The 22114-nt window shown below is 55.7% G+C and carries 16 protein-coding genes; 13 read left to right on the top strand and 3 right to left on the bottom strand.

Translation table 11 applies throughout. The annotated features are described in order from the left end of the window. Window positions 1–252: 252 nt before the first annotated feature. Complete coding sequence (gene metC / locus ACQY5P_RS10570; RefSeq protein WP_428406827.1) at window positions 253–1425, top strand: cystathionine beta-lyase; 1173 nt, start codon at window positions 253–255, stop codon at window positions 1423–1425. A 118-nt stretch (window positions 1426–1543) separates the two neighbouring features. Continuing rightward, window positions 1544–2791, top strand: a complete 1248-nt coding sequence (locus ACQY5P_RS10565) for an APC family permease (RefSeq protein WP_428406826.1) — start codon at window positions 1544–1546, stop codon at window positions 2789–2791. Between the two features lie 94 nt (window positions 2792–2885). On the opposite strand, the gene ACQY5P_RS10560 is transcribed toward ACQY5P_RS10565, so the two are convergent. Then, window positions 2886–4085: a threonine synthase gene (locus ACQY5P_RS10560; protein WP_428406825.1), complete on the bottom strand. Its 1200-nt coding sequence runs from the start codon at window positions 4083–4085 to the stop codon at window positions 2886–2888. A gap of 521 nt (window positions 4086–4606) precedes the next feature. On the opposite strand from ACQY5P_RS10560, the gene ACQY5P_RS10555 reads away from it, so the two are divergent. The 11 genes from ACQY5P_RS10555 (at window position 4607) to ACQY5P_RS10505 (ending at window position 18560) form a co-directional block, all read left to right on the top strand. Continuing rightward, on the top strand, window positions 4607–7123 hold the full coding sequence (locus ACQY5P_RS10555; RefSeq protein WP_428406824.1) for a TonB-dependent receptor plug domain-containing protein: 2517 nt from the start codon (window positions 4607–4609) through the stop codon (window positions 7121–7123). A gap of 90 nt (window positions 7124–7213) precedes the next feature. Further along, entirely contained in the window at window positions 7214–7693 is a 480-nt protein-coding gene (locus ACQY5P_RS10550; protein WP_428406823.1) for a RidA family protein, read from the top strand. Between the two features lie 17 nt (window positions 7694–7710). Next, window positions 7711–8070, top strand: coding sequence for a copper resistance CopC family protein (locus ACQY5P_RS10545; RefSeq protein WP_428406822.1), 360 nt, complete (start codon window positions 7711–7713; stop codon window positions 8068–8070). 7 nt (window positions 8071–8077) lie between these two features. Further along, window positions 8078–8917 carry a copper resistance D family protein gene (locus tag ACQY5P_RS10540; RefSeq protein WP_428406821.1) on the top strand — a complete coding sequence of 280 codons (840 nt, stop codon included), beginning with the start codon at window positions 8078–8080 and terminating at the stop codon, window positions 8915–8917. 279 nt (window positions 8918–9196) lie between these two features. Beyond that, complete coding sequence (gene ppsA / locus ACQY5P_RS10535; protein ID WP_428406820.1) at window positions 9197–11623, top strand: phosphoenolpyruvate synthase; 2427 nt, start codon at window positions 9197–9199, stop codon at window positions 11621–11623. Window positions 11624–11645: 22 nt separating this feature from the next. Then, window positions 11646–12656 (top strand): hydroxyacid dehydrogenase, encoded by a 1011-nt coding sequence (locus ACQY5P_RS10530; RefSeq protein WP_428406819.1) that lies wholly within the window; start codon window positions 11646–11648, stop codon window positions 12654–12656. 32 nt (window positions 12657–12688) lie between these two features. After that, window positions 12689–13729: a type II glyceraldehyde-3-phosphate dehydrogenase gene (locus ACQY5P_RS10525; RefSeq protein ID WP_428406818.1), complete on the top strand. Its 1041-nt coding sequence runs from the start codon at window positions 12689–12691 to the stop codon at window positions 13727–13729. An 88-nt stretch (window positions 13730–13817) separates the two neighbouring features. Further along, window positions 13818–14303: a copper-binding protein gene (locus tag ACQY5P_RS10520; RefSeq protein ID WP_428406817.1), complete on the top strand. Its 486-nt coding sequence runs from the start codon at window positions 13818–13820 to the stop codon at window positions 14301–14303. 449 nt (window positions 14304–14752) lie between these two features. Further along, window positions 14753–16117, top strand: a complete 1365-nt coding sequence (locus ACQY5P_RS10515; protein ID WP_428406816.1) for an MBL fold metallo-hydrolase RNA specificity domain-containing protein — start codon at window positions 14753–14755, stop codon at window positions 16115–16117. Between the two features lie 41 nt (window positions 16118–16158). Further along, on the top strand, window positions 16159–17667 hold the full coding sequence (locus ACQY5P_RS10510; protein WP_428406815.1) for a thymidine phosphorylase family protein: 1509 nt from the start codon (window positions 16159–16161) through the stop codon (window positions 17665–17667). 2 nt (window positions 17668–17669) lie between these two features. Next, window positions 17670–18560, top strand: coding sequence for a ribose-phosphate pyrophosphokinase (locus ACQY5P_RS10505; protein ID WP_428406814.1), 891 nt, complete (start codon window positions 17670–17672; stop codon window positions 18558–18560). An 86-nt stretch (window positions 18561–18646) separates the two neighbouring features. Here ACQY5P_RS10505 and ACQY5P_RS10500 read toward each other — a convergent pair whose 3' ends face one another. Then, window positions 18647–19480: an alpha/beta fold hydrolase gene (locus ACQY5P_RS10500; protein WP_428406813.1), complete on the bottom strand. Its 834-nt coding sequence runs from the start codon at window positions 19478–19480 to the stop codon at window positions 18647–18649. Between the two features lie 60 nt (window positions 19481–19540). Beyond that, window positions 19541–21925 carry a xylulose 5-phosphate 3-epimerase gene (locus tag ACQY5P_RS10495; protein ID WP_428406812.1) on the bottom strand — a complete coding sequence of 795 codons (2385 nt, stop codon included), beginning with the start codon at window positions 21923–21925 and terminating at the stop codon, window positions 19541–19543. Window positions 21926–22114 lie beyond the last annotated feature (189 nt).

Here is a 22114-nt window from a genome sequence, read left to right as displayed (position 1 = left end):
CGAACAAGAGTAAGCGATCCCGGCCTGTGCCGGGACCGGGGAGACTGCGCCTGACACACCGGTCTGATTCACGCGCATCGCTTGCCGAAAGTCGAAATTCTTTAAACGGATATATTAACAGATGTACGAAATTCGACAGGCGGCTGACGATAGAACTATAAAGACAGGGGGAATGCGGTGAAGGCGGATAATAACCCGTACACTGACATAATTGATGATAAAAAATCGCAAAAGAGCGCGAAAAAGGAAGCCTTGAGGCAGGCGACGGTCGCGACGCATGGCGGCCCGAGACCTTCGGAACAGGCCGGCATCCTCAATCCGCCGGTTTATCGCGCCTCGACCGTCTTCTATCCTACTGTCGAGGCCTATAAGCGCCGACATGACGGATATTACGACGATGTGATCTACGGGCTTTATGGCACCAAAACCACATTTGCACTAGCGGACGCAATTTCGAAACTGGAGAATGCAAGCGATACGTTGATCACCTCGTCCGGCACAGCGGCGAATGCGCTGGCGGCGGCGGCTTTTTTGAGCGCCGGAGATCATCTGCTCGCCGCCGATTGCGTTTACGGCACGACGCGAAAGTTTTTCGAGACAATTCTGAAGCGGTTCGGCGTCGAGATCTCATACTTCAATCCAAGAATCGGTGATGAGATACGATCTAAATTTCGCAGCAATACACGCGCCGTGTTTCTTGAATCGCCTGGTTCGCAATTGTTCGAGATGATTGACATCCCTGTCGTGGTCGAGGCGGCGAGAGCGGCGGGAGCGATCACACTGATCGACAACACATGGGCGACGCCGCTGTACTATCGTCCTCTCGATCATGGCGTCGATGTATCGATTCAGTCGGGCACGAAGTATTTTTCAGGCCATTCGGACATCATGCTTGGGTCGATCAGCGTGCGAAGCCGATCTCATTTTGAGAAGATCAAGGATATGGCCGGGCGCTGGGGCAATAGCGCCAGCCCGGATGACTGTTATCTCGCGCATCGCGGTTTGCGTACGCTGGACGTGCGCATGGAGCGCCATCAGCAAAACGCGTTTTGCCTGATCGAGTGGCTAGCGCAGCAGCCGGAAGTGGCGCGGATACGCTATCCGGCGCTTAAGGACGATCCGGGTTATGATATCTGGCGGCGCGATTACGATGGCGCGTCGGGATTATTCGGCGTCGAGCTTGCTAGAATGAGCGATCAAGCGGCGTCGGCGTTTTTCGACCATTTGTCGCTCTTCGGCCTGGGCTCCAGCTGGGGCGGGTATGAGAGCCTGCTGGTGCCGGCCTGGCCGAAACCTGTCCGGGTAGCGAGCGTAATTGACGAAGACTGTGAACTTATCCGCGTGCATGCAGGCCTTGAGGACCCGGCGGACCTGATCGCTGATCTTGAGGCGGCGTTTGCCCGCATGCGTGCCGTCACATCGTAATAATCCGCTTTGTGGTGACCTGAAGAGAAATAAAACGAACAGACAATGGAGCATCAACTTGGCGGATAATACTGAGCTTGCGCGAACAACCGGACGCATTGGAACGGGCGTCATCGCCTTGAACGGGATCATCGGCTCAGGGATTTTCGCCTTGCCTGCCGTCGCGATGCAACAAGCCGGGTATTTCAGTCCGTGGGTTTTTCTGATCGCCGCGTTGCTGATCACAACAATCGCTTTGTCGTTTGCAAGAGCGGCGAGTTTTTTTAAGGAAACCGGGGGGCCGATTGTCTACACGACCCATTCCTTCGGCCGGTTTGTCGGATTCCAGACAGGGTGGCTGCTTTATATCAGCCGCGTCGCGGGGCTTGCGGCGAGCTCGAACCTGCTCGTGAGCTATGCAAGCTGGTTCCTGCCGGCGCTTGATACGCCCCTGATCCGGCCAATGGCAGTTGCAATGCTGATTTCTTTCTACACCTGGATCAACTATATCGGCGTGCGCAACAGTCTGACGCTGCTTTATGTCCTGACGATCTTGAAGCTTGCGCCGCTGTTTCTTCTCGTGCTGTTCGGCCTGCCGTCAACGGAACTGGACGCCATCATAGGCGCGAGCGTTCCCGAAATGAGAGCGCTTGGAGAAGCGATCCTCATCCTCATGTACGCGTTTATCGGTTTTGAAGTGGCGGTCATTAACGCCGGCGAGTCAAAGAATCCGAAGGCCGACATTCCCATTGCATTAGTAACGACCGTTGCGCTGGTCTCCGTCTTCTATATCGCAATCCAGGTCGTCTCGATTTCAGTCGATCCGGCTATTGCGGAAACGAAAACGCCGCTCGCTCAGGTTGCTGAACGACTCATCGGTCCCATCGGGGCGTCCATTTTGGCGTTGGGGGCCGTTTTTTCGATCGCGGGCTCCAGCGCCACGTCGATGCTCGTGGGACCGCGATTGACCTTCGCCCTGAGCAAGCAGGAAACGATACCTAAATGGTTCGCAGCGGTTCATCCGAAGTTCGGGACACCGGGCAATTCCATCCTGTTTTGCGGCGGCCTCGGGATTTTGCTCGGCGTTAGCGGCGGATTTGTCTGGCTGGCGACGGTTAGCACGCTGGTACGTTTCATTACCTATGCGTTGACGATCGCGTCCTTGCCGCGGATAGAAAAAACAATGGACAAAGACCCGCGACAATTCGCGATTCCTGGCGGTTTGATCGTGCCCGTTTTCGCCTTCCTGCTTTCGATCTGGTTGGTAGGACATGCTTCATTAAAGGCGTGGGCCGCAGCGATCTTTTTGTCGCTGATCGGAAGCGCATTTTATTTCATCAGACGCCAGCGCTTTATCACAAGGACGGCGCAACTAAAGCAACGGTAGCAAATTCAGCTTCATGATCGAAAACCATTTCAGCTACTTCGGGTGGCTTAAGCGACAAAAGCTCTAATCAGAAATACTTCGAAATGAGAGATTCCTAAAAATCGAATTCCTTATACCCGCTAGACGTTGCGATCAATATAACGCGTTCGTCGGCATGGATATCACCCCTGTCGAGTAATCGTCTCAGTCCGCTGAGGCTGGCGGCTGAAGAAAGTTCCATATAAAATCCGTTCTGCGCCAATATCCGCTGGTCGCTCACTGCCGCGTCATCGTTCACGACGACAACGCCGCCTTGCGACTGCTTTAAGGCGTCAATCGCCTGATACGTTACCGTTGACCCCGCAATGGAGATTTGGCGCGTGTGTCCTTCAAAATTCCCTCGATAGTCGCTTCCCCGGAGGACCGAATCTATTCTTGAAAATGGTTCGACGGCGTAAAGCCGAGGCACTCGCTGAATAAGGCCGTTTTCCTTTAAAAATCGAAATCCTTCGAAGACGCCCCAAATGAGGTCCGCACGAGATGTAGGAACGATAATGGCGTCGACGCCTTGTGCGCCCGTTTCCTCGAAAAGTTCGAATGCAATTGTCCTTAGTCCGTCCACGCCGAAATGATTGCTGCCGACAGGCGAGTTAATGTAATTGGTGACCGGAAACCAGCCGTCTTCAGTTGCGCGTTTTTCGACATATTCCCACCGGTCAAGAGAGTTCTTTGCCTCGACTAATCGGGCGCCGGTCGCCGCAATGGCACGCCGCCAGATCGGATTCATATCATGCGTCGTAACAATCACGCATTGAAGACCGGCCCGCGCAGCATAGGCCGCAATCGACGCGCCTGCGTTCCCGGAAGACGCTCCGATCACCGTCTCGGCTCCGATATCCGATGCGCGGGTGACGGCGAGTGCGCTCATCCGGTCTTTGTGCGAACCTGTGGGGTTTTGTCCTTCACATTTTACGAAAATAGCGCCGGTTCCTATGCCGTCGGCGAGCGCTGGCGCGGCGATTAAAGGCGTGCCGCCTTCGCCGAGTGTCGTAAAATTGGTATAAGGCAAACACGAAGCGTATCGCGTCATGCCTTTATGCCCAGAATTCACTTGCCATGCGTCGGCGCTATATAATTGGCGAACGCTTGCCGGGTAACCTTCTGCTAGGCACAACGGGCAACCGGTGAAGTAGTCGGCTAGTTCATGCTTCGTTTTGCAACGGAGGCATTCAATTCCAATAAGGTTGGAATTCAATTTATGACGGGCTTTTGCTGATTTGTGCGACTTAGCGCCGACATTCGTCGAGTTTGTCAAATCTAAATCCCCGATTTCCTCACATGATTCATACAAGGCAAATTCATACGATACTCATCACAGACAATAATCTTGACCTTATTCTTATCGATAATCCATTGTGCAAGTTTTTTGACTAGCGTTTCTATTGCAAGCGGAACATCGCGTCATATTCTTCTCGCTGCAGCGCCATTAGTTAAAATCCTGGTGCCGATGTTGTCTTTTGTAAGCTTGTAGATTGTCATAAGGGCAACGTTACTTTGTGGCACCATCGATGAAAATAATGCATGCAAAAGTGGTGGAGGAAAGTATCCCGTTTGCTGCTAACTGTTTATCGCTGACCCGCTGAAGTCATAACATAAAAGAATAAGTATCGGAAATAATTCGATTTGACCGCATAGGGTCGCGTGGGGTCATTATGGACCCGATGGCACTGTTGTGGCGTCATCCCACGGGATTATTCGTGGCGATCTGATTTATGTCCGGGAGGGCCGAAGGCGTCATGCGTGGCGCCTGGGATGTGATTGAGGAGGGGCTAAGAAATGAAATTAGGAAATGAAAGGTTGCGCGGAATATTCGGGAATACGGCGCTTTGCACGACGATGTTGCTTGGTTTGCAGGCGACCTTCAGCGTCGGTTACGCGCAGGAAAACGGCGATGCGGCAGGGGGCGACGGGGACACGATCGTTGTCACCGGCACGAGGCGAGCCGACCGCACGGTCGGAAACTCAATGATTCCGATTGACGTGATAGGCGGCGATGCTCTGGAAAAAAGCGGCACTGCGGACCTGACGGATATTCTGCGGACCCAAGTCGTATCGCTCAATGTCCAGCGTTACGTTACAAATGACGGAAACGTGTTTCAGCGCCCTTTCACCTTGCGTGGTCTTGCGCCCGATCAAACGCTCCTGCTGATCAATGGAAAGCGTCGTCATCGCTCGGCGCTAATCGCTACCAGCCGTCTGCCGCAGACATTGGGAGCGCAGGGACCCGATCTGGCGACGATTCCTTCGAACGCCATCAGCCAACTTGAGGTCCTGCGGGACGGCGCATCGGCGCAATATGGGTCGGACGCCATTGCGGGTGTTCTCAACGTTAATCTAGCTGAGGATAGCGACGGTTTCCGCCTGAGCACGCAATATGGGCAGTATTATGAAGGAGACGGTGAAGAAATCAGCGTTCAGGGCAACATCGGATTGCCGTTGGGCGATTCCGGCTTTTTCCATGTGGCGCTGGAATATGTGAATTCCGAAGAAACCTCGCGCGGCGCACAGCGGCCGGATGTGGCCGCGCTCGTCAGCGCGGGAACGATCGATATTGAGGATGTGCCGGAAAACGGTCTCGGACAGCGTTGGGGCAATCCCGACGGCAGCGCATTCCGGTCGTTTTTCAACGCCGGGATCGATCTCAACAATAATTTGGAAGCTTATCTGTTCGGCAACTATAGCCGAACAAACGGAGTAACAAGCTTCTTTTACCGCAATCCAGTGTCGCGGACGGAAATTTTCTCTAGCGTTCCATTGACGACCATGCCTGGGGGCGAGCGCTTCAGTTTCACCTCTGTCTTTCCGGGCGGGTTTTCGCCACAGTTTGAAGCGACGACCACGGACTGGAGCGCGGCAGGCGGCGTACGCGGCGATCTCGCCGAGAACTTGAGTTTCGACGCAAGTCTCTATCACGGCGAAAACAAGACTGATTATCATCTAGGTCAAACTGTAAACCCGTCGCTCGGACCGGCGTCTCCGACCGAGTTCGACCCAGGCACGCTGACCCAGCGTGAGACGACGGCGAACTTGGATTTCGTCTATCTTATGGATGTCGCCGCATTCGTTTCACCGCTCAACGTGGCTGTTGGCGCTGAATACCATCGTGAGGACTACCTGATAACGCTCGGCGACCAGGCATCCTGGGAGGTAGGGCCGTTTGCTTCTTCATTTGCCGATCCGGACGGTGGAATGACAGTTCCGCTCGCCGTGGGATCGAGCGGCTTCCAGGGGTTTAATCCGACTGAGGTCGGCGATTTCGGACGTTGGAACTACGCGCTTTATCTCGATCTCGAAGCAGATCTGACCGAACGGATCTCTGGCGGTGTAGCTATTCGCTTCGAAGATTTCGACGATTTTGGCACGACCTTTAATTATAAGGTCTCGGGCAGGGCGGAACTTTTCGACGGCGTTGCGATCCGTGGTTCTGTGAACACAGGCTTTCGGGCGCCGACGCCGGGGCAGGCGAATCTTTCCCAAACCTCGACCAATATTGATCTGTCAACTGGGGCGACGCTTATCAGCGGACAAATTCCGCCGACAAATCCGGTCGCGATGTTTTTTGGCGCCGAGCCGCTGAGTGTCGAAGAGTCATTCAATTTCGCTGGCGGACTGGTGCTCAATATCCCCGGCGGCGTTCGGATCACTGCCGATTATTTTAACATTAAACTCAATGACCGGATCAGTGTGTCGGGCGATATTCCGATTGGTCCAGCCGAGCAAGCGGCGCTGATCGCCTCAGGAATCACAACTGGAGGGTCGCTCAGCTCAGTTCGATTTTTCACCAATGCGTTCGACACCCGAACCCAAGGCGTCGATGTTGTCGCAACTTATCAAACGCCGTTCGTGGGAGATTCATCGCTAAATCTTTTAGGGACCTTCAACTATACCGATACGAAGGTGACAGCGGTTCGCAATATTACGGCCATCAACCGCGAGCGGACGCTTGAGCTGGAGGATTTCACGCCGCACTACCGCGCCCTTGCGGAGGCCACGTTGCGCACTGGCCCGTTTTCAGCACTCATTCGCGGCAATTATTACGGTAAGTGGACAGACTATGGCGGTTCGCCGGCCGACGATCAAACATTTGGCGCAGAATGGCTTGTGGATTTCGAGCTCGGCTACGACGTGAATGATAATGTTCGCTTGGCGGTAGGCGCGGAGAACATATTTGATAATTACCCGGACCTCGACACGCGCGCGGGGAATATCAGCAGCGGCCTCATTTATCCGCGCTTCGCGCCGCAGGGCTTTAACGGCGGCTTCTGGTACGTGCGCGCCACAGCCGAATTCTAGGCGGATTGACCGTTGGAGAAACCGCCGCCCTGAGCTGTTATTGGGCGGCGGTTTTGATTTTCAAATCGATGGTGGGTACAGGGCGTGAGTGTGAGCTCGATTGACAAGAGATTGCAGGATCTTGGTATTGAATTGCCCCTGCCGGCGACGCCTGTCGCGAGTTACGCGCCTTTTATCGTCGTCGGGGACTTTGTCTATGTATCAGGGCAATTGCCGCTTTCCCGGGGAAAGATGACGGCAAGGGGGCGGGTTGGCGAGGAGGTGGGCATCGAGGAGGGCGTGCGCGCCGCCGCTCTTTGCGCTGTAAATCTCATGGCTCAGCTCAAGGTGGCTTGCGGCGGTAATTTAGCCCGTGTTCGAAGCATTGTCAGGCTCGGGGGCTTCATCGCCAGTGGCAAAGAGTTTTTCGACCAACCCGTTGTGATGAATGGTGCTTCGGATCTTTTCCTCAGTGTATTTGGAGAGGTTGGCAAACATTCGAGAACCGCCGTTGGCGTAAGTGTGCTGCCGTTAAACGCCCCTGTCGAAGTGGACGCAATTGTCCGTTTAGACAGGAACGGAGAGCGTTGAGAACAAGGAAAATCGAAATGAAAAAGGCTTTGGCAATATCGATCATGCTCATGTTCGCCGGTATGCCGGCAAAAGCACACGTCATGATAAAGTCGTCGAATATAGAACACGGCGGCATATATGACGCGGCGCCTAAAAATCCAGTTCCGGAAAATTTAGAATTCGCATTTAACGGCGACGTCGGTCTCGTGGATATTCGGTTGGAAACGTCGACGGGCGAATCTATCGAACTTGAATATGTGAAACCGAAGGAATTTCAGACAGTGTTTGTCATTCCCCTTCCGTCTCTTGGGTCTGGCTCGTACGTATTTTATTGGCGCGCTATCGCAAAGGACGGTCATGCCTTGAGCGGCAAGATTGAGTTCTCGGTTAGATAGCGTCCTTATGCTTGACGCGATTTCTCTATTCAGTTTTATTATTCAGTTCGGATATAACGCCGCCACGTTAATGTTCATCGGCATGCTGGCCATTTGTGCGACGGGCGTTAGGCGAACGCTTGGAATATCGGCGTCTGGCGTATTGTCGATTATGGTTCTGTGCTTTTATGCTACGCGGCTGCTACTTGCGAATGCGAAACTGGGCGGAACGATGGTTGCAGCCGTCAATTCCGACACCTTTCCGTGGATCTGGCGGACCTATAATGTGCAGGCTTACGCCGTAATCGTCGGTTGTCTTTCGGCTCTTATAGGCGCGCTGAATCAGCAACGGCTGGCAATGCTGGCGGCGGCTTTAATCCTCAGTGCGGGGTTTGGGCTCGCTGGTCACACGCAAGGGCTTGAATCGCCTGGCGTCATGCCGTGGCTCGTAGGCTTTCATGTTCTTGTAGCTGGGTTCTGGTTTGCAGCACCGGTTGCGCTTTGGCCTGCCACCGCTATCGACGACAAAGAGCTCGTGGGGCGACTTGAGGCATTTAGTCGTATCGCCCAATTCGCCATCCCCGCTCTCTTCGCCGCAGGCCTTGTTCTCGCGTGGCGACTGGTGGGGGGGTGGGAGGGGTTGACTGGTTCTGCATACGGGCGACTGCTTCTCGGAAAGTTGGCTGCAGCCTCCATCGCGCTCGCGTTGGGTGCCTTTAACAAATTTTCTGTAACTAAACGGATAAAATTTGAACAGGAAGCTGGACGCAGAGCTTTGCGATTCACGCTTAGCGCCGAATTTGCGCTTTTCTTGTTTGCTGTGGGTTCGATAGCATACGCGACAACAATTGCCGGTCCAAAAGCATGATATGTTAATCATGCCGAAGGTGCTAAACGGAATACACGCCATGCGTGACTATCGCGCAGAATTGACACTTACCTGCCAGCGCCATAGGTCGCCAACATTTTAATCGGCATTTTGATAGGTCTGCGTTTGGCAATTCTCCCACTTTGAATATTTAAGCCACTTGATACTTGGTCGAGTCGGGCGCCTTCCCTAAATTCGATGATATTGCGGGGAAAGTTTGAGTGAGCATAGCATTCCCAGCGTATAATAGAGCAAAGACCCAGTGTGAGGGGGGCTTAAATGCCGGATACGATATCGGAAGCGCCAGTCGTCCGGTTCGAGGACGTTCGTCGCGAGGACGTGGCTTTGGTCGGCGGCAAGAACGCCTCGCTGGGGGAAATGGTCCGCAGCCTCGGCGACCGCGGCGTGCGCGTGCCGCCGGGATTTGCAACCGTCGCCGGCGCTTATTGGCGCTTTCTCGAAGCCAATAGCCTCAACGAGGTCATCAAAAACCGCCTTGCGGAGTTCAAATCAGGCAAAGCGTCGCTGGCGGAAACGGGCAAAGCGATCCGATCGGCGTTTCTCAAGGGGGACTGGCCGGGCGACCTCGCGAGCGCCGTCGTCGAGGCGTATCACAAACTTTGCGAGCGCATCGGAGAGAAGGACGCCGACGTCGCCGTGCGCTCCAGCGCCACGGCAGAGGACTTGCCGGATGCGAGCTTCGCCGGCCAGCAGGAGACGTTTCTCAATATCCGCGGCGAGGACGAGCTTTTAGCGGCGTGCAGGAAGTGTTTTGCGTCTCTCTTCACGGACCGGGCGATCAGCTATCGCGAGGCGAAAGGCTTCGATCACCTGAAGGTCGCCTTGTCGATCGGCGTGCAGCAGATGGTGCGTTCGGACCTTGCCGGTTCGGGCGTCATGTTCACCATCGACACGGAAACGGGTTTTGATCGCATTGTCCTTATCAACGCCGCCTGGGGACTTGGCGAAACCGTCGTGCAGGGCCAAGTCGATCCCGATGAATACCAGGCCTATAAGCCGTTGCTTGCGAATGGTGGGTTGAAGCCCGTTCTGCGCAAAAAGCGCGGCGATAAAATCATCAAGATGGTCTATGCGCGCGGGGGCGAACGTGCGACGCGGACCGTGCCGACATCGCTCGCCGAGCGCGAAGCTTTTGTGCTCGGCGATGAGGAGATATTACAGCTCGCCCGCTGGGCCTGCGAGATCGAACGCCATTACGGCGTTCCGATGGACATCGAATGGGCGAAAGACGGCCATTCGGGCGAGATTTTCGTCGTTCAGGCGCGGCCAGAAACGGTGCAGTCCCATGCACAGACGGGCGTCTTCAAAAGCTACGGCATCAAGTCGAAAGGCCGAACGCTGGCGACCGGCCTCAGCATTGGCGGCGCCATCGTCAGCGGCAGGGTCTGCCTGATCCGCGATCCGGGCGAGATCGGCCGGTTCGAGGACGGCTCCGTTCTGGTGACGGAAAACACCGATCCCGACTGGGTGCCAATTATGAAACGCGCGGCGGCGGTCGTCACCGATCACGGCGGGCGCACGTCCCATGCAGCGATCGTCAGCCGGGAGCTTGGCCTGCCGGCGGTTGTCGGAACGGGCAACGCCACGCGTGTTCTCCATGACGAACAGGAAGTCACCGTTTCCTGCGCGGAAGGAGAGGAAGGGTTTATCTATGAAGGCGTCGCCGACTTTGACGTCGAGGAGTTAAGCGTTTCCGAAATCCCTGCGACCATGACCCAAATTATGCTCAATCTCGCCAATCCGGCCGCGGCCTTTCGCTGGTGGCGGCTGCCTTCCGACGGCGTCGGTTTGGCGCGCATGGAATTCGTGGTGTCGAACCATGTAAAAATCCATCCGATGGCGCTCGCCCATTTCGATGCGTTGAAGGATAAGGATGTGAAGCGACAGATCGACGAGCTGACGCGAGGCTATGAGAAGAAGGCCGATTATTTCGTCGATCAGCTGGCGCTGGGGTTGGCGCGCATCGCCGCCGCATTGCATCCGAAACCGGTGATTGTCCGGATGAGCGATTTCAAGACCAACGAATATGCAGGTCTTATCGGCGGTGCAGGCTTCGAGCCAAAGGAAGCTAATCCCATGATTGGTTTCCGCGGCGCGTCGCGTTATTATTCGCCCCGCTATCGCGACGGTTTCGCCCTTGAGTGTCGGGCGATCCACAGATTGCGCGACGAAATGGGCTTTGAAAACGTCGTGGCGATGATCCCCTTTTGCCGGTCGGTAAGAGAGGCGGACCGGGTGCTGGAGGTGATGGCGCAGAACGGCCTGAAGCGTGGAGAAAATGGACTTCAGGTCTATGTCATGTGCGAAATTCCCTCGAATGTCATTCTTGCGCAGGCGTTCGCGGAGCGCTTCGACGGGTTTTCCATCGGCTCGAACGACCTGACGCAGTTAACGCTTGGCGTTGATCGGGATTCGGAAGATCTCGCCGATCTATTTGATGAGCAGGATGCGGCAGTCAAATGGATGATCAGGAACGTTATTGCGGAGGCGCACAAAGCGGGCGCGAAAGTCGGTCTGTGCGGTCAGGCGCCCAGCGATCATCCGGAATTTGCGCGCTTCCTGGTCGAGTGCGGCATCGACTCCATATCCGTCACGCCCGACAGTTTTATCTCCGTCAAGCATCATGTCGCAGACGCGGAGCGAAAGCGCGGGGGACAACTCCCAAACGAAGATAAGAAGAAGTAGCAAGCGGAGGAATTCGTTCCCCATGCGCATAGCGGTTTTTGAAACGGAAGAGCGTGAAGCGCCTGTATTTGAACGCTTCAAAGCTGATCATGATTTGCGCCTGATCAGGGAACCGTTGCAGGTCGGTAATACGAACGAATTTTCTGATGTCGAGATTGTCTCGACATTTATCTATTCAAGGCTCGATCGCGGCGTGTTGGAGCGCCTGCCAGCGTTGAAAATGATCGCAACGCGCTCAACGGGGTTCGATCATATCGATACGGCGTATTGTGCGGAACGGGGCATTCTCGTCTGTAACGTCCCGACCTATGGCGAAAACACCGTCGCCGAACATGTTTTTGCGCTATTGCTGGCTTTAAGCCACCGGCTGATCGAGGCCGTGGAGCGCGTGCGCATGGGCCCTTTTTCGCCGGAGGGTCTGCGCGGATTCGATCTGGAAGGAAAGACGCTCGGCGTGGTCGGAACGGGCAATATCGGACGTCATGTCATCCGCATTGCGAGCGGGTTCGGCATGAAGGTTCTCGCCTTCGACATTGCGCCGGATGACGCCTTCGCTGCGGCGCACGGTTTTGCCTATGTCGATCTTGACGAACTTCTTTCGAGGTCGGACGTGATCACCTTGCATGTGCCGGCCACTCCGGAAACGCGCCATCTTCTGTCCGCTGACGCATTCGCGCAGATGAAGGATGGCGTGGTGGTTATTAATACGGCGCGCGGCGACGTCATCGAAACCCGAGTGCTGATCCAGGCGCTGACGAGCGGAAAGGTCGCCGCGGCGGGCCTCGACGTTCTGCCAGACGAGCCGCTCATCCGCGAGGAAGCGGAGCTGATTTGTTCAACGTATTGTGACCGTCATGATCTGCGCAATCTCGTGGCGGATCATATCCTCATGCGCATGCGCAACGTGATCATCACCCCGCATTCGGCGTTCAATACGCATGAGGCTGTCGCGCGCATTGTCGAAACGACAGTTGAGAATATAGAGGCGTTTATTGAAGGAGACCCGAAGAATATTGTCGCTGGAGCCGTGTGACCGGCGTAAGTGTTTGAAAGTGAGGCAGCGAGATGCTCGATAGGAAGGTGAAGGTCGCTATTGCCGGGTATGGCGTCATTGGCAAACGGGTCGCAGCTGCGACTGCGCTGCAGGATGATATGGAGCTGGCCGGCGTTGCTGATGTCGCCAGCGACTGGCGGCTTCGCGCGGCGCAGCAGAAAGGCGTTCGCGTGTTCTCAGCTATTGACGCGCAGGCCGATGCGATGCGGCAAGCGGGCATTGAGATCGCGGGAAATTTGAACGATCTATTGGATGATGCGGACATCGTTGTCGATTGTACGCCCAAGCGAGTGGCTGCGAAAAACGTTCCCCTCTACAAGGAGCGAAAGCTAAAATTCATTGTTCAAGGCGGCGAAGCGCATGAAGTCGCGGGTCATTCCTTTGTTGCGGAAGCAACTTATGAAAGCGCATTCGGTAAAGACGCCACGCGGGTCGTTTCGTGCAATACGACGTCAATCGTTCGGATTTTGAGCGCCCTCAAGCGCGCAGGGCTTCTCAAGCGGGCGCGTGGATCGCTGTTGCGCCGGGCCACTGACCCCTGGGAAAGTCATGAGGGCGGCATCATGAATACGCTCGTTCCTGAAAAACACATTCCAAGTCATCAGGGCCCCGATGCGCAGAGCGTCGATCCGGAACTCGATGTCGTGACAATGGCGGTCAAAGTTCCGGAGACGCTCGCGCATCTTCATTTCTGGAATGTGGAATTGTCGCGTGCCGCGGAAAGGGAAGAAATACTGGCCGCTTTCCGCTCGTCGTCACGCATTTCCTTGATAAAAATGGGGGATGGATTGTCGGCGTTGAACTCCGTCAAGGAACTCATGGCTGACCTCGGGCGGCCTCACGACAATCTATACGAAGTCGCCCTTTGGGAGGATCTTGTAACCGTTCAGGGAACTGAGGTCTTTTACGCCTATATGGTCGATAACCAGGCCATCGTCATCCCGGAGACAATCGACGCTATCAGGGCGCTGACAGGAAGCGAACGCGACGGCGCCGCGTCCATCGCCAAAACGAATGTTTCGCTCGGTATCGGGGACGGATTCTACCGATGATCAAGGCGTGTTATATGAAGGGTCTAAAATCATATTCTGGCAGAGCGTATCATCCATGGAATGCTAAACTCAGGGCTCAGGTTTGATCATGGCCGCAAGAATTCTAAGAGTTCAGGTTGTCTCGTTCGTCACGTTCTTGGCTATTGCCGGCGGCTTCCCGCTGGCGTCTGCAAAGGGTCAGAAGGCGGAATTAGACCCACATGCCGATAGACCGATGAATTTGACGATACATTGTTATGTGCCAATGGGAGAAGGCTTGATCACGGCCGTTAACAGCCTTGAGTCCAAGGTAGGCATGTCGCACAAGCCGGATCATTCAATCGGATTTGATGAGATGAATATGTCGTTCGCCGTTGCAAAGCGCATCGATCTTTCCGCTTTCGCTGTCGGCGAGCGGGTTCATTTCCTGCTGAAGTTGGAAAGAGGCAAGGAGGGTTATATTGCGGCGCTGTGTTCCTTCGATAGCGATAAAGACGCTTACAAGTCTTGCATGAAGGAATTTCATAATGAGGCAATGCGGATTGCGGCGGCGACGATCGAAGAATGCACGATGGACGACATGGAGTCGCCGTAAACTCCTAATAGTTAAAAATTGGCGTCACTATCAAATAATTCTCGCTTTCTATGGTAGTGTGGCAGCTTCGTGGCTGTGATAATCATTTGTGGGTTGAGCTGGCGATTGCGCAATACTACGCGCCTCAGCCCTCTAATTGAATGGCGGCATAGTTGAAAAGCACCACCACCAATACCGCTTCACGCCACTGAGCAAATTCTTATGTATATCTAGTTCTTGAAAGCGCGTTAACAAGTAGCTCAAAAAGAGAACGTAATATGCCCGAACACCAAGCACATGGTCGGGAAAGTATTTTGGCTTTCCAGAAGTCTGAGTGATTGCATTGCGGTGAGCGTATATAGGCATGATCCTGAGGCGTTTGGAGGTTAACTGCCCTTAAAACCTCACATAGAGCGTTGGCGAGTGCTTGACTGCGCGCTTCTTGGTTTGAACACGGAAGGTAGCTAATTATGGCACGAGCGATCACTTTTCTCGGTGGAACTGGGACCGTCACTGGATCGAAGTACCTTGTCCAAGTCAACGACGAGCGCATTCTTGTGGATTGCGGCCTCTTTCAGGGATTCAAGCAATTGCGATTAAAGAACTGGGCTCCGCTTCCGGTTGCCCCAGCGACTATCAACGCAGTCATACTGACCCACGCACATCTTGATCACTCCGGCTACATTCCGCTCTTAGTCCGAAATGGTTTTAAGGGACGGATTTATACGACATCTGCGACACGAGATTTCTGCTCGATATTGCTGCCAGACAGCGGTCACTTACAGGAACGAGACGCAGAATTTGCAAATAAGCACGGCTTCTCGAAGCATCGTCCTGCACGCCCGCTATATACGCAACGAGACGCCGAGACGAGTCTTGAGAATTTCAATTCCGTGCAGTTTGAGGAAGATGTCGATGTTTCGCCGGAGGTGACTGCGCGATTTCGTCCCGCCGGCCACATTCTCGGCGCTGCGACCGTACAACTGACAATAGGCGGAAACGATGTTGTCTTTTCAGGTGACCTAGGGCCTCCAAACTCCGCGACGATGCTGGATCCGGCGCCTATTCGCCATACGGACTATTTGGTAGTCGAGTCGACCTACGGTGATAGAATCCACGAAAAAGAAGACCCTGAAAATAAGTTGGCGGATATAGTCAATCGAACCGCCGCCCGTGGCGGGACGGTACTTATCCCGGCTTTCGCTGTTGGGCGCGCGCAAACAATATTGTTTCATCTTGATCGCTTGAAGCGATCAAATCGAATTCCCGATCTGCCGATATATCTCGACAGTCCAATGGCAATCGACGCAAGCGAGATCTTTTGCGAGCACCTTAATGACCATCGGTTGACGGCAGAACAGTGCCGGACCTCATGCGGCGTTGCCGAATATGTCCGCGAGGCGGAAAAATCGAAGACGCTCGATGCGAACAAAATGCCAAAAATCATTATCTCGGCGAGCGGCATGGCGACCGGCGGCAGAATCTTACATCACCTCAAATACTATGCGCCGGAGGAACGCAATGCGCTGGTGTTTACAGGCTTTCAGGCCGGGGGAACCCGGGGTGCGGCGATTGTCGGCGGCGCCGAGGCGGTCAAAATTCATGGAGCCTACGTGAAGATTCGCGCGGAAGTACATAATCTTCATATGTTGTCCGCTCATGCGGACGCGGACCAGATTCTAGGTTGGTTAAAAAATTTCCAGTCTCCGCCGCGCCGGACATTCGTCACCCACGGTGAGCCTGCTGCGTCGGACGCCTTGCGTCAGCGCATCGTCGAAGAGCTCGGCTGGGACTGCACTGTGCCGGCAATCAACGACGAATATGATATCGCGTAGCGGTCGGCCGGTTCAATGGAAGAAAATCAAGGGCGGGACGAATGACAATTGAAGCATCCAATGTTCTGCGCGCCAAGCGCCTAGGGATCGACACGCACCAGGAAGCCGTCATCTATATGCGCCGCGACTGTCATGTTTGCCGCGCCGAAGGATTTTCGGCCCAGGCCAGAATTCGAGTGGCGAGCGGCGCTTCGTTTGTGATCGCAACGGTCAATTTGATCACCGGAGAACTTCTGGCCTCCGGGGAGGCTGGACTGTCCGAAGCGGCGTGGCGACGTCTGGAGTGCGAGGAGGGCGCATTGTTGCGCGTTTCGCATGCGCGCCCACTCGACTCTTTGAGCGACGTTCGCGCCAAAGTCTACGGGCGGGAATTTGAAAACTCGGCCATTAGCAGAATTATGCGTGACATTGTCGAAGGCCGCTATTCCGACATTCACTTGTCGTCTTTCATTACCGCCTGCGCGGCGCGCGGCTTGAACGAGCGAGAAGTCATACACCTGACACGCGCTATGGTCGCAGCGGGCGAACGTCTCGATTGGGGCGTCCCCTTAATCGTCGATAAACACTGCGTTGGCGGCCTTCCCGGCAATCGGACGACGCCGATCGTCGTTGCGATCGCCGCCGCTTGCGGCCTCACCATGCCGAAAACATCGTCTCGCGCGATCACCTCGCCGGCCGGTACGGCGGACACGATGGAAACGCTTGCACCTGTCGACCTCGATCTGAACGCGATGCGTCAGGTGGTGGAGAAGGAAGGCGGTTGCATCGTCTGGGGAGGGGCGGTCGATTTAAGCCCGGCGGACGATACGCTTATTCGCGTTGAGCGCGCGCTCGACATTGACAGCGAGGGCCAGCTCGTCGCCTCTGTTCTGTCGAAAAAAGCAGCGGCGGGCGCGACGCATTTAGTTATCGATATGCCCGTCGGCCCGACGGCAAAGGTGAGAACGGATGGTGACGCGGTTTCTCTCAAGACCAATCTTTTGAAGACGGCTGAAGCCCTTGCGATCAAAACGCGCGTAATCCAAACCGACGGTCGTCAACCTGTGGGGCGCGGGATTGGGCCGTCGCTTGAGGCGCAGGATGTCCTGAAGGTGCTCCGCCAGGATGCGGAAGCGCCTGAAGATTTGCGGCGACGGGCGGTCGCGCTTGCAGGCGCCTTGCTGGAGCTTAGCGGCGTTGCAGCTGAAGGCGAAGGTGAACGGGCTGCAGCTGCGGCAATTGCCGACGGCCGCGCCTGGGTGAAGTTCCAGGCGATTTGCGACGCTCAGGGCGGCATGCGCGAGCCGCCGCAGTCAGCCTATCAACATCCGATTCTCGCCGATCATGGAGGATTGATCGAGGCGATCGACAACCGGCGCCTGGCGAAGGCCGCGAAACTCGCAGGCGCGCCGGATGCGAAAGCGGCGGGACTTGAACTCCACGGTTTTCTTGGCCAGCGCGTCGAAACGTCAGAGCCTCTTTTTACTCTGCATGCGGAAACACGGGGCGAAATCGAGTACGCAATAGAATATTTGGATAGTCACCCGCCAATTTTCGAAATTGAGGCTTAACGATGCGCCCTCTTCTTTTTTCATTGTTCAGTCACGAGGAGATTGCGGCGGCGCTCACTGAAACGCTTAGCGGCGATTTGGGAAAAATCAATATACGTCGTTTTCCCGACGGTGAGAGTTACGTTCGTTATGAGACAAGTGTCGAGGCGCGCGACATCGTCCTGGTTTGCACGCTTGACCGCCCGGACGAGAAATTTCTGCCATTGATATTCGCCGCCGCGGCGGCGCGCGAAAACGGCGCGAAGACAGTAGGGCTTGTGGCTCCCTATCTTGCCTATATGCGGCAGGACCAGCGCTTTCAGACGGGAGAGGGCGTGACTGCTAAACATTTTGCTGCTGCGCTTAGCCCCTGGATTGACTGGCTCGTCACAATCGATCCGCATCTTCATCGTATTACTGCATTATCAGACGTTTATTCTATTCCCGCCGTGGCTGCGCATGCTGCGCCGACGGTTTCAGCCTGGATCAAGCAGCATGTCGTAAACCCGGTGCTGGTTGGTCCAGACAGCGAGAGCGAACAGTGGGTCTCGGATACGGCAAACGGCGCCGGCGCGCCTTATCTTATACTTGAGAAGACGCGGCGCGGAGATCGCGATGTCGCGGTGAGCGTACCGCAGGTGGAGCAATGGCGCGCGCACACGCCGGTCCTTGTCGACGATATCATTTCAACCGCGCGCACGATGATCGAAACCGTCGGACACCTGAAAAAAGCAAGCATGTCAGCTCCGGTTTGCATTGGCGTTCACGCTGTCTTTGCGGGCACAGCGTATCATGACCTTTTGGCCGCTGGCGCAGGACGGATCGTCACGACAAACACTATACCGCATGAAAGCAACGTGCTTGATGTGAGCTCATTGCTTGCCGAATGCGTGCGATTCCAATTGAGGGCGTAACCAGGCGCTGGTCACCGGCTCGGCAATCTTTCACGGCGACGGAAAGCTTCTTGAAGACAAATTCGCCGTTGCTATGTCGTTTTGATTTACGGCACGATATTTTTGATCAATTCAATGCATCTTGCCGTGTCGCGAAGAAATGGGTGGTGATCAACGTCGTGCAGCATATCGATCCGCCAACCCGGTCGATGTTTTTGGATAAGATCGAGCGAAAACAGCGGCGCCGTCGTGTCACGGTCTCCATGAATGCATAACACATCTATTCGTTCTGGAATTCGAAGAATATCGCTTAACGCATCATATCGATAGACGACTTCCCATAGGGAAGATGTTGATGAAATCCACGTATGCTTCACCAGATCCGCGACAACTTCTTTTGGCATATCACGGATCAGATACGGTAAAAATTTACCCAGCACGCGCCGCGTAATGAGGCATGCAATGATCGTCAGCCCCATATTCGTGACTACCAGGCCTCTTAGACGGTCATTCCGGTTCTTTCTAAAGTAGCGATATGCATCTTCCTCAGAGCCAAAATAGGGCAAGCTCATCAAAACCATGTTCTTTATTTGCTCGGGGAATCGCGCTGCGTAAGCGACCGCCAATAAAGCGCCCAATGAATGGCCGATAATGGTGAATGGACCCAAGGTCGCCAGCGTCTCATGCAGGGCCGCGACGTGACGGTCTACGCTGTAGCGGGTCCAGGGTTTCGGCGAATCGCCAAAGCCTAGCAAGTCGACGAGAACGATTTTGTAATCGCGGGTGAGAGGAGCAATCCTCGGCGCCCAATAACGCGTCGTGCCGCCGAGGCCGGCGAGAAAAACAAGCGTTTCAATGCCGTCACCATAGCATTCCGTATAAAGAGGAGGTTCGATCTGTCGAACTTCGCGTCTCCTCCTTTCGCTTGGTAATTGTGACATTTTATGTATTGCGAAATCTAATGCAATTGCCGAGGTATGCGTTGACGCGCCGGTGCGCCGTCAGGCTTGCGAATGAATCTCTTTGCGTTCGAATTCAAGGACCCTCGGATCTCCCCGTCCCGCAAGTGCGTCGCGTTCGTCACTGTTCAGAAAATCCGAAATAGGTCGCCGCAAAAGCGCAGCGGCGGCATCGATTATATGGGCCCAAGTGCAGCGATTGGCGAACAGCATGCCGAAGACATCGAATGTGCCGCCCCGAGAGATATAACCCAGCGACCTTAACCGGTCCGGCCCGCCGTCGATGCGCCGGAGAAGTCCTGTCATCGGTTCGGGCCGCGTGTGAGTGACAAGCACACGGGCCAGTCCCGAAGGGAACAGGCCTTTGAGCGCGTCATCGTCTAGGACGAAATCCGACTCCAGCCGATCACGCGCGATGCGTAAGCGGCCAGGCTCAAGGATGGCCGTGACGCATGCCGGTGCGCCGCGCGCGGCAAGCCGTGCGCTTGCGGTCATCGCTTCGCCTGTTTGATAGGCGCCGATTGCGGCGAGCTGTATCTTTGCGTGCCCCGGCTCACCGGCGAGATGGATCGCTCCTGTTCGTGCGCAAAGCGTCGCCTCTTCAAGGGTAAGGCGGTTCGGCGTCTGGCCTTTGGGCGTTATGAGGCAGGCGATTTCCCCGTGGCCGCTGTAGACTTCGCGCAGCGCCGCAACGGCGCTCGCGGCGTCTATCGGAAACATCACCCGCGCCGCATCGGACATTTCTCCTAGTAATGCTTCGGGTAGTGTGGGGTCCTGATGCGATTGCTCGTTTTTTGCATTTTCCCATGTGTGCGACGTGGCGACCAGCGGCACGCTGATCCAACCAGGTTTCTGGCCCAACTCTTTTTGCCGCCGTGCGAAGATTATTTCCTGCCGGAGCGCCCCGAGCATTTTCATGGCGAAGGCTTCGTAGCTGACCGCAAGGTTGAGCCCGCCTTTGTTGCCAAGCGCTGCGGCGATAACCGCTTCTTCGTTAAGGGCGGTGATAATCGCGCCGTCTACGGCTTCAGGCGCGCCTGATTCCGGCGCGTTGACGCGGTGGCGGAGCGTTTCGAGGGCGAGCGGCATATGGTTGCTGCGCAATTCGTCGGGATTGCCGACGCGAACGCGCAGCGCCGGATTGATCTTCACGATTTCTACGAATTCCTGGTCGATCGCGTCCATGGCGCACCGCGCCGTCGCCACGCGAGCGTCAGTGTCTTGCAATGGAGGTAAATTCGGCGATTGGATTTGACGCGTCGCGAGCGAATTGCGGCTTTCCCGCGGGCGCGATTGACTGACATGATTTGAAAGCGTTTGAATGGACTTTTCAAGCTCGTCCGACGCAACGAACAATGTACTCACTGCGTCGTTAAATTCGTCGCGCGCTTTACTGTCTTTGGCCGGATTACCGTCCAGGGGCAAATTATGTGCGCGGTTCGTACCAGCTCCCGGAAATCCGAACCCTTTGACGCATGGCGCAACAACGTAAGGTATGCGTGCGGGATATGTCGGCTGATTGCCCGCGATCGCTTCGAGGCGAGCGTCGGCCTCTAGCAGTCCCCATGCGTAGGAAAGCGGATCGTGACCATCGACAATGATGGGATCGAAGCCTGAGAGCTCAAGATGACGGACCAGCCATTCGAGGCCTCCTTCCTGTCTTATTTGGGTGCGTTGTTCGATACGCCTTCCATTCAGCACCATGACCGGCGTCGCAAATCCGCAGTCCTCCGCGCGCCACCAGCGCGGCGCCCAGTCGGATCCGCGTTGTTCCTCGAACGCGCCGTCGCTCAGAAAGGCGACGAGGCGCTCGCCGGGCAGAGGCATGTGCACATATTGCAAGCTTGCGAACCCGAGATAACCGCCCTCCGACAGGCCGCCCGCCGTATACGGATTAACATGGCTGCCAAGCGGAATGGCTGGACGTCCGTCCGGCGTAATGGCGTAACTGTAAAAATCATTGACAAGCGCGCTTTGCCCCGCCTCGCTGCGGTCGTAGCGGCCCTGCTGAGCGGGAGACACGTCGCCAGTGAGGGCGTTGACCGCCTCGATCGCCGCGGCGCTATGGCCTTGTCCGAGCGTCCAGGCGCGGGTGCAGCCGCTGAGCGCGTTGGCTGCGAGATATCCGCAAAAGGCGATTACCATGTTAAGCGATCCCCCTGTGTGGCCTTGTGGATCGGCTTTGAAATCGTCCGGTTGCAAGGGTGCGCCGCTCATATCCACGTGCCGGGCGTAAGTCATATGCGCGACGAGCCGCATGGCGGCGTTGGCCAGTTTGTCGGTCGCGGCGAAGAGTTCACGCGCTTCCGCTTCGCTCACCGCGAGTTCGTCATTGGCGGCCTGGCGCAAAAGCGCATCAAGTCGTTCCAGGGTAACGTCTGTGCGCGCGATTACGCCAAACCCCGCCCGCCAGTCCGCATCAGTCATAATCAGAATTCCTAAAAGCGCATGCGGCCTCGATCCGCAGCGGAAGGCCGATCAATTGCCATCATACGCATGGGCCCGCGATATCCCTTGAAAGCGATATCATCTTGTTTGGCGGCCCTGTTGAATGCCGTCACGCGCAGGGGCTATGTCGTCGCTGCGACGCCAGCCTTCGTCTTAAGTGATAACAGA

Source organism: Hyphococcus sp. (assembly GCF_965267305.1).
GTDB lineage: Bacteria > Pseudomonadota > Alphaproteobacteria > Caulobacterales > Parvularculaceae > Hyphococcus.
The sequence above is the reverse complement of the archived record's forward strand: the minus strand, read 5'-3'. Positions and strand labels throughout refer to the sequence as shown.

Bases quoted from the DNA above. Each gene is read 5' to 3' on its own strand.
- ACQY5P_RS10555 (WP_428406824.1), top strand. From the start codon at position 4,607: ATGAAATTAGGAAATGAAAGGTTGCGCGGAATATTCGGGAATACGGCG.
- ACQY5P_RS10545 (WP_428406822.1), top strand. From the start codon at position 7,711: ATGAAAAAGGCTTTGGCAATATCGATCATGCTCATGTTCGCCGGTATG.
- ACQY5P_RS10540 (WP_428406821.1), top strand. From the start codon at position 8,078: ATGCTTGACGCGATTTCTCTATTCAGTTTTATTATTCAGTTCGGATAT.
- ppsA (WP_428406820.1), top strand. From the start codon at position 9,197: ATGCCGGATACGATATCGGAAGCGCCAGTCGTCCGGTTCGAGGACGTT.
- ACQY5P_RS10530 (WP_428406819.1), top strand. From the start codon at position 11,646: ATGCGCATAGCGGTTTTTGAAACGGAAGAGCGTGAAGCGCCTGTATTT.
- ACQY5P_RS10525 (WP_428406818.1), top strand. From the start codon at position 12,689: ATGCTCGATAGGAAGGTGAAGGTCGCTATTGCCGGGTATGGCGTCATT.
- ACQY5P_RS10520 (WP_428406817.1), top strand. From the start codon at position 13,818: ATGGCCGCAAGAATTCTAAGAGTTCAGGTTGTCTCGTTCGTCACGTTC.
- ACQY5P_RS10515 (WP_428406816.1), top strand. From the start codon at position 14,753: ATGGCACGAGCGATCACTTTTCTCGGTGGAACTGGGACCGTCACTGGA.
- ACQY5P_RS10510 (WP_428406815.1), top strand. From the start codon at position 16,159: ATGACAATTGAAGCATCCAATGTTCTGCGCGCCAAGCGCCTAGGGATC.
- ACQY5P_RS10505 (WP_428406814.1), top strand. From the start codon at position 17,670: ATGCGCCCTCTTCTTTTTTCATTGTTCAGTCACGAGGAGATTGCGGCG.
- ACQY5P_RS10500 (WP_428406813.1), bottom strand. From the start codon at position 19,480: ATGTCACAATTACCAAGCGAAAGGAGGAGACGCGAAGTTCGACAGATC.
- ACQY5P_RS10495 (WP_428406812.1), bottom strand. From the start codon at position 21,925: ATGACTGATGCGGACTGGCGGGCGGGGTTTGGCGTAATCGCGCGCACA.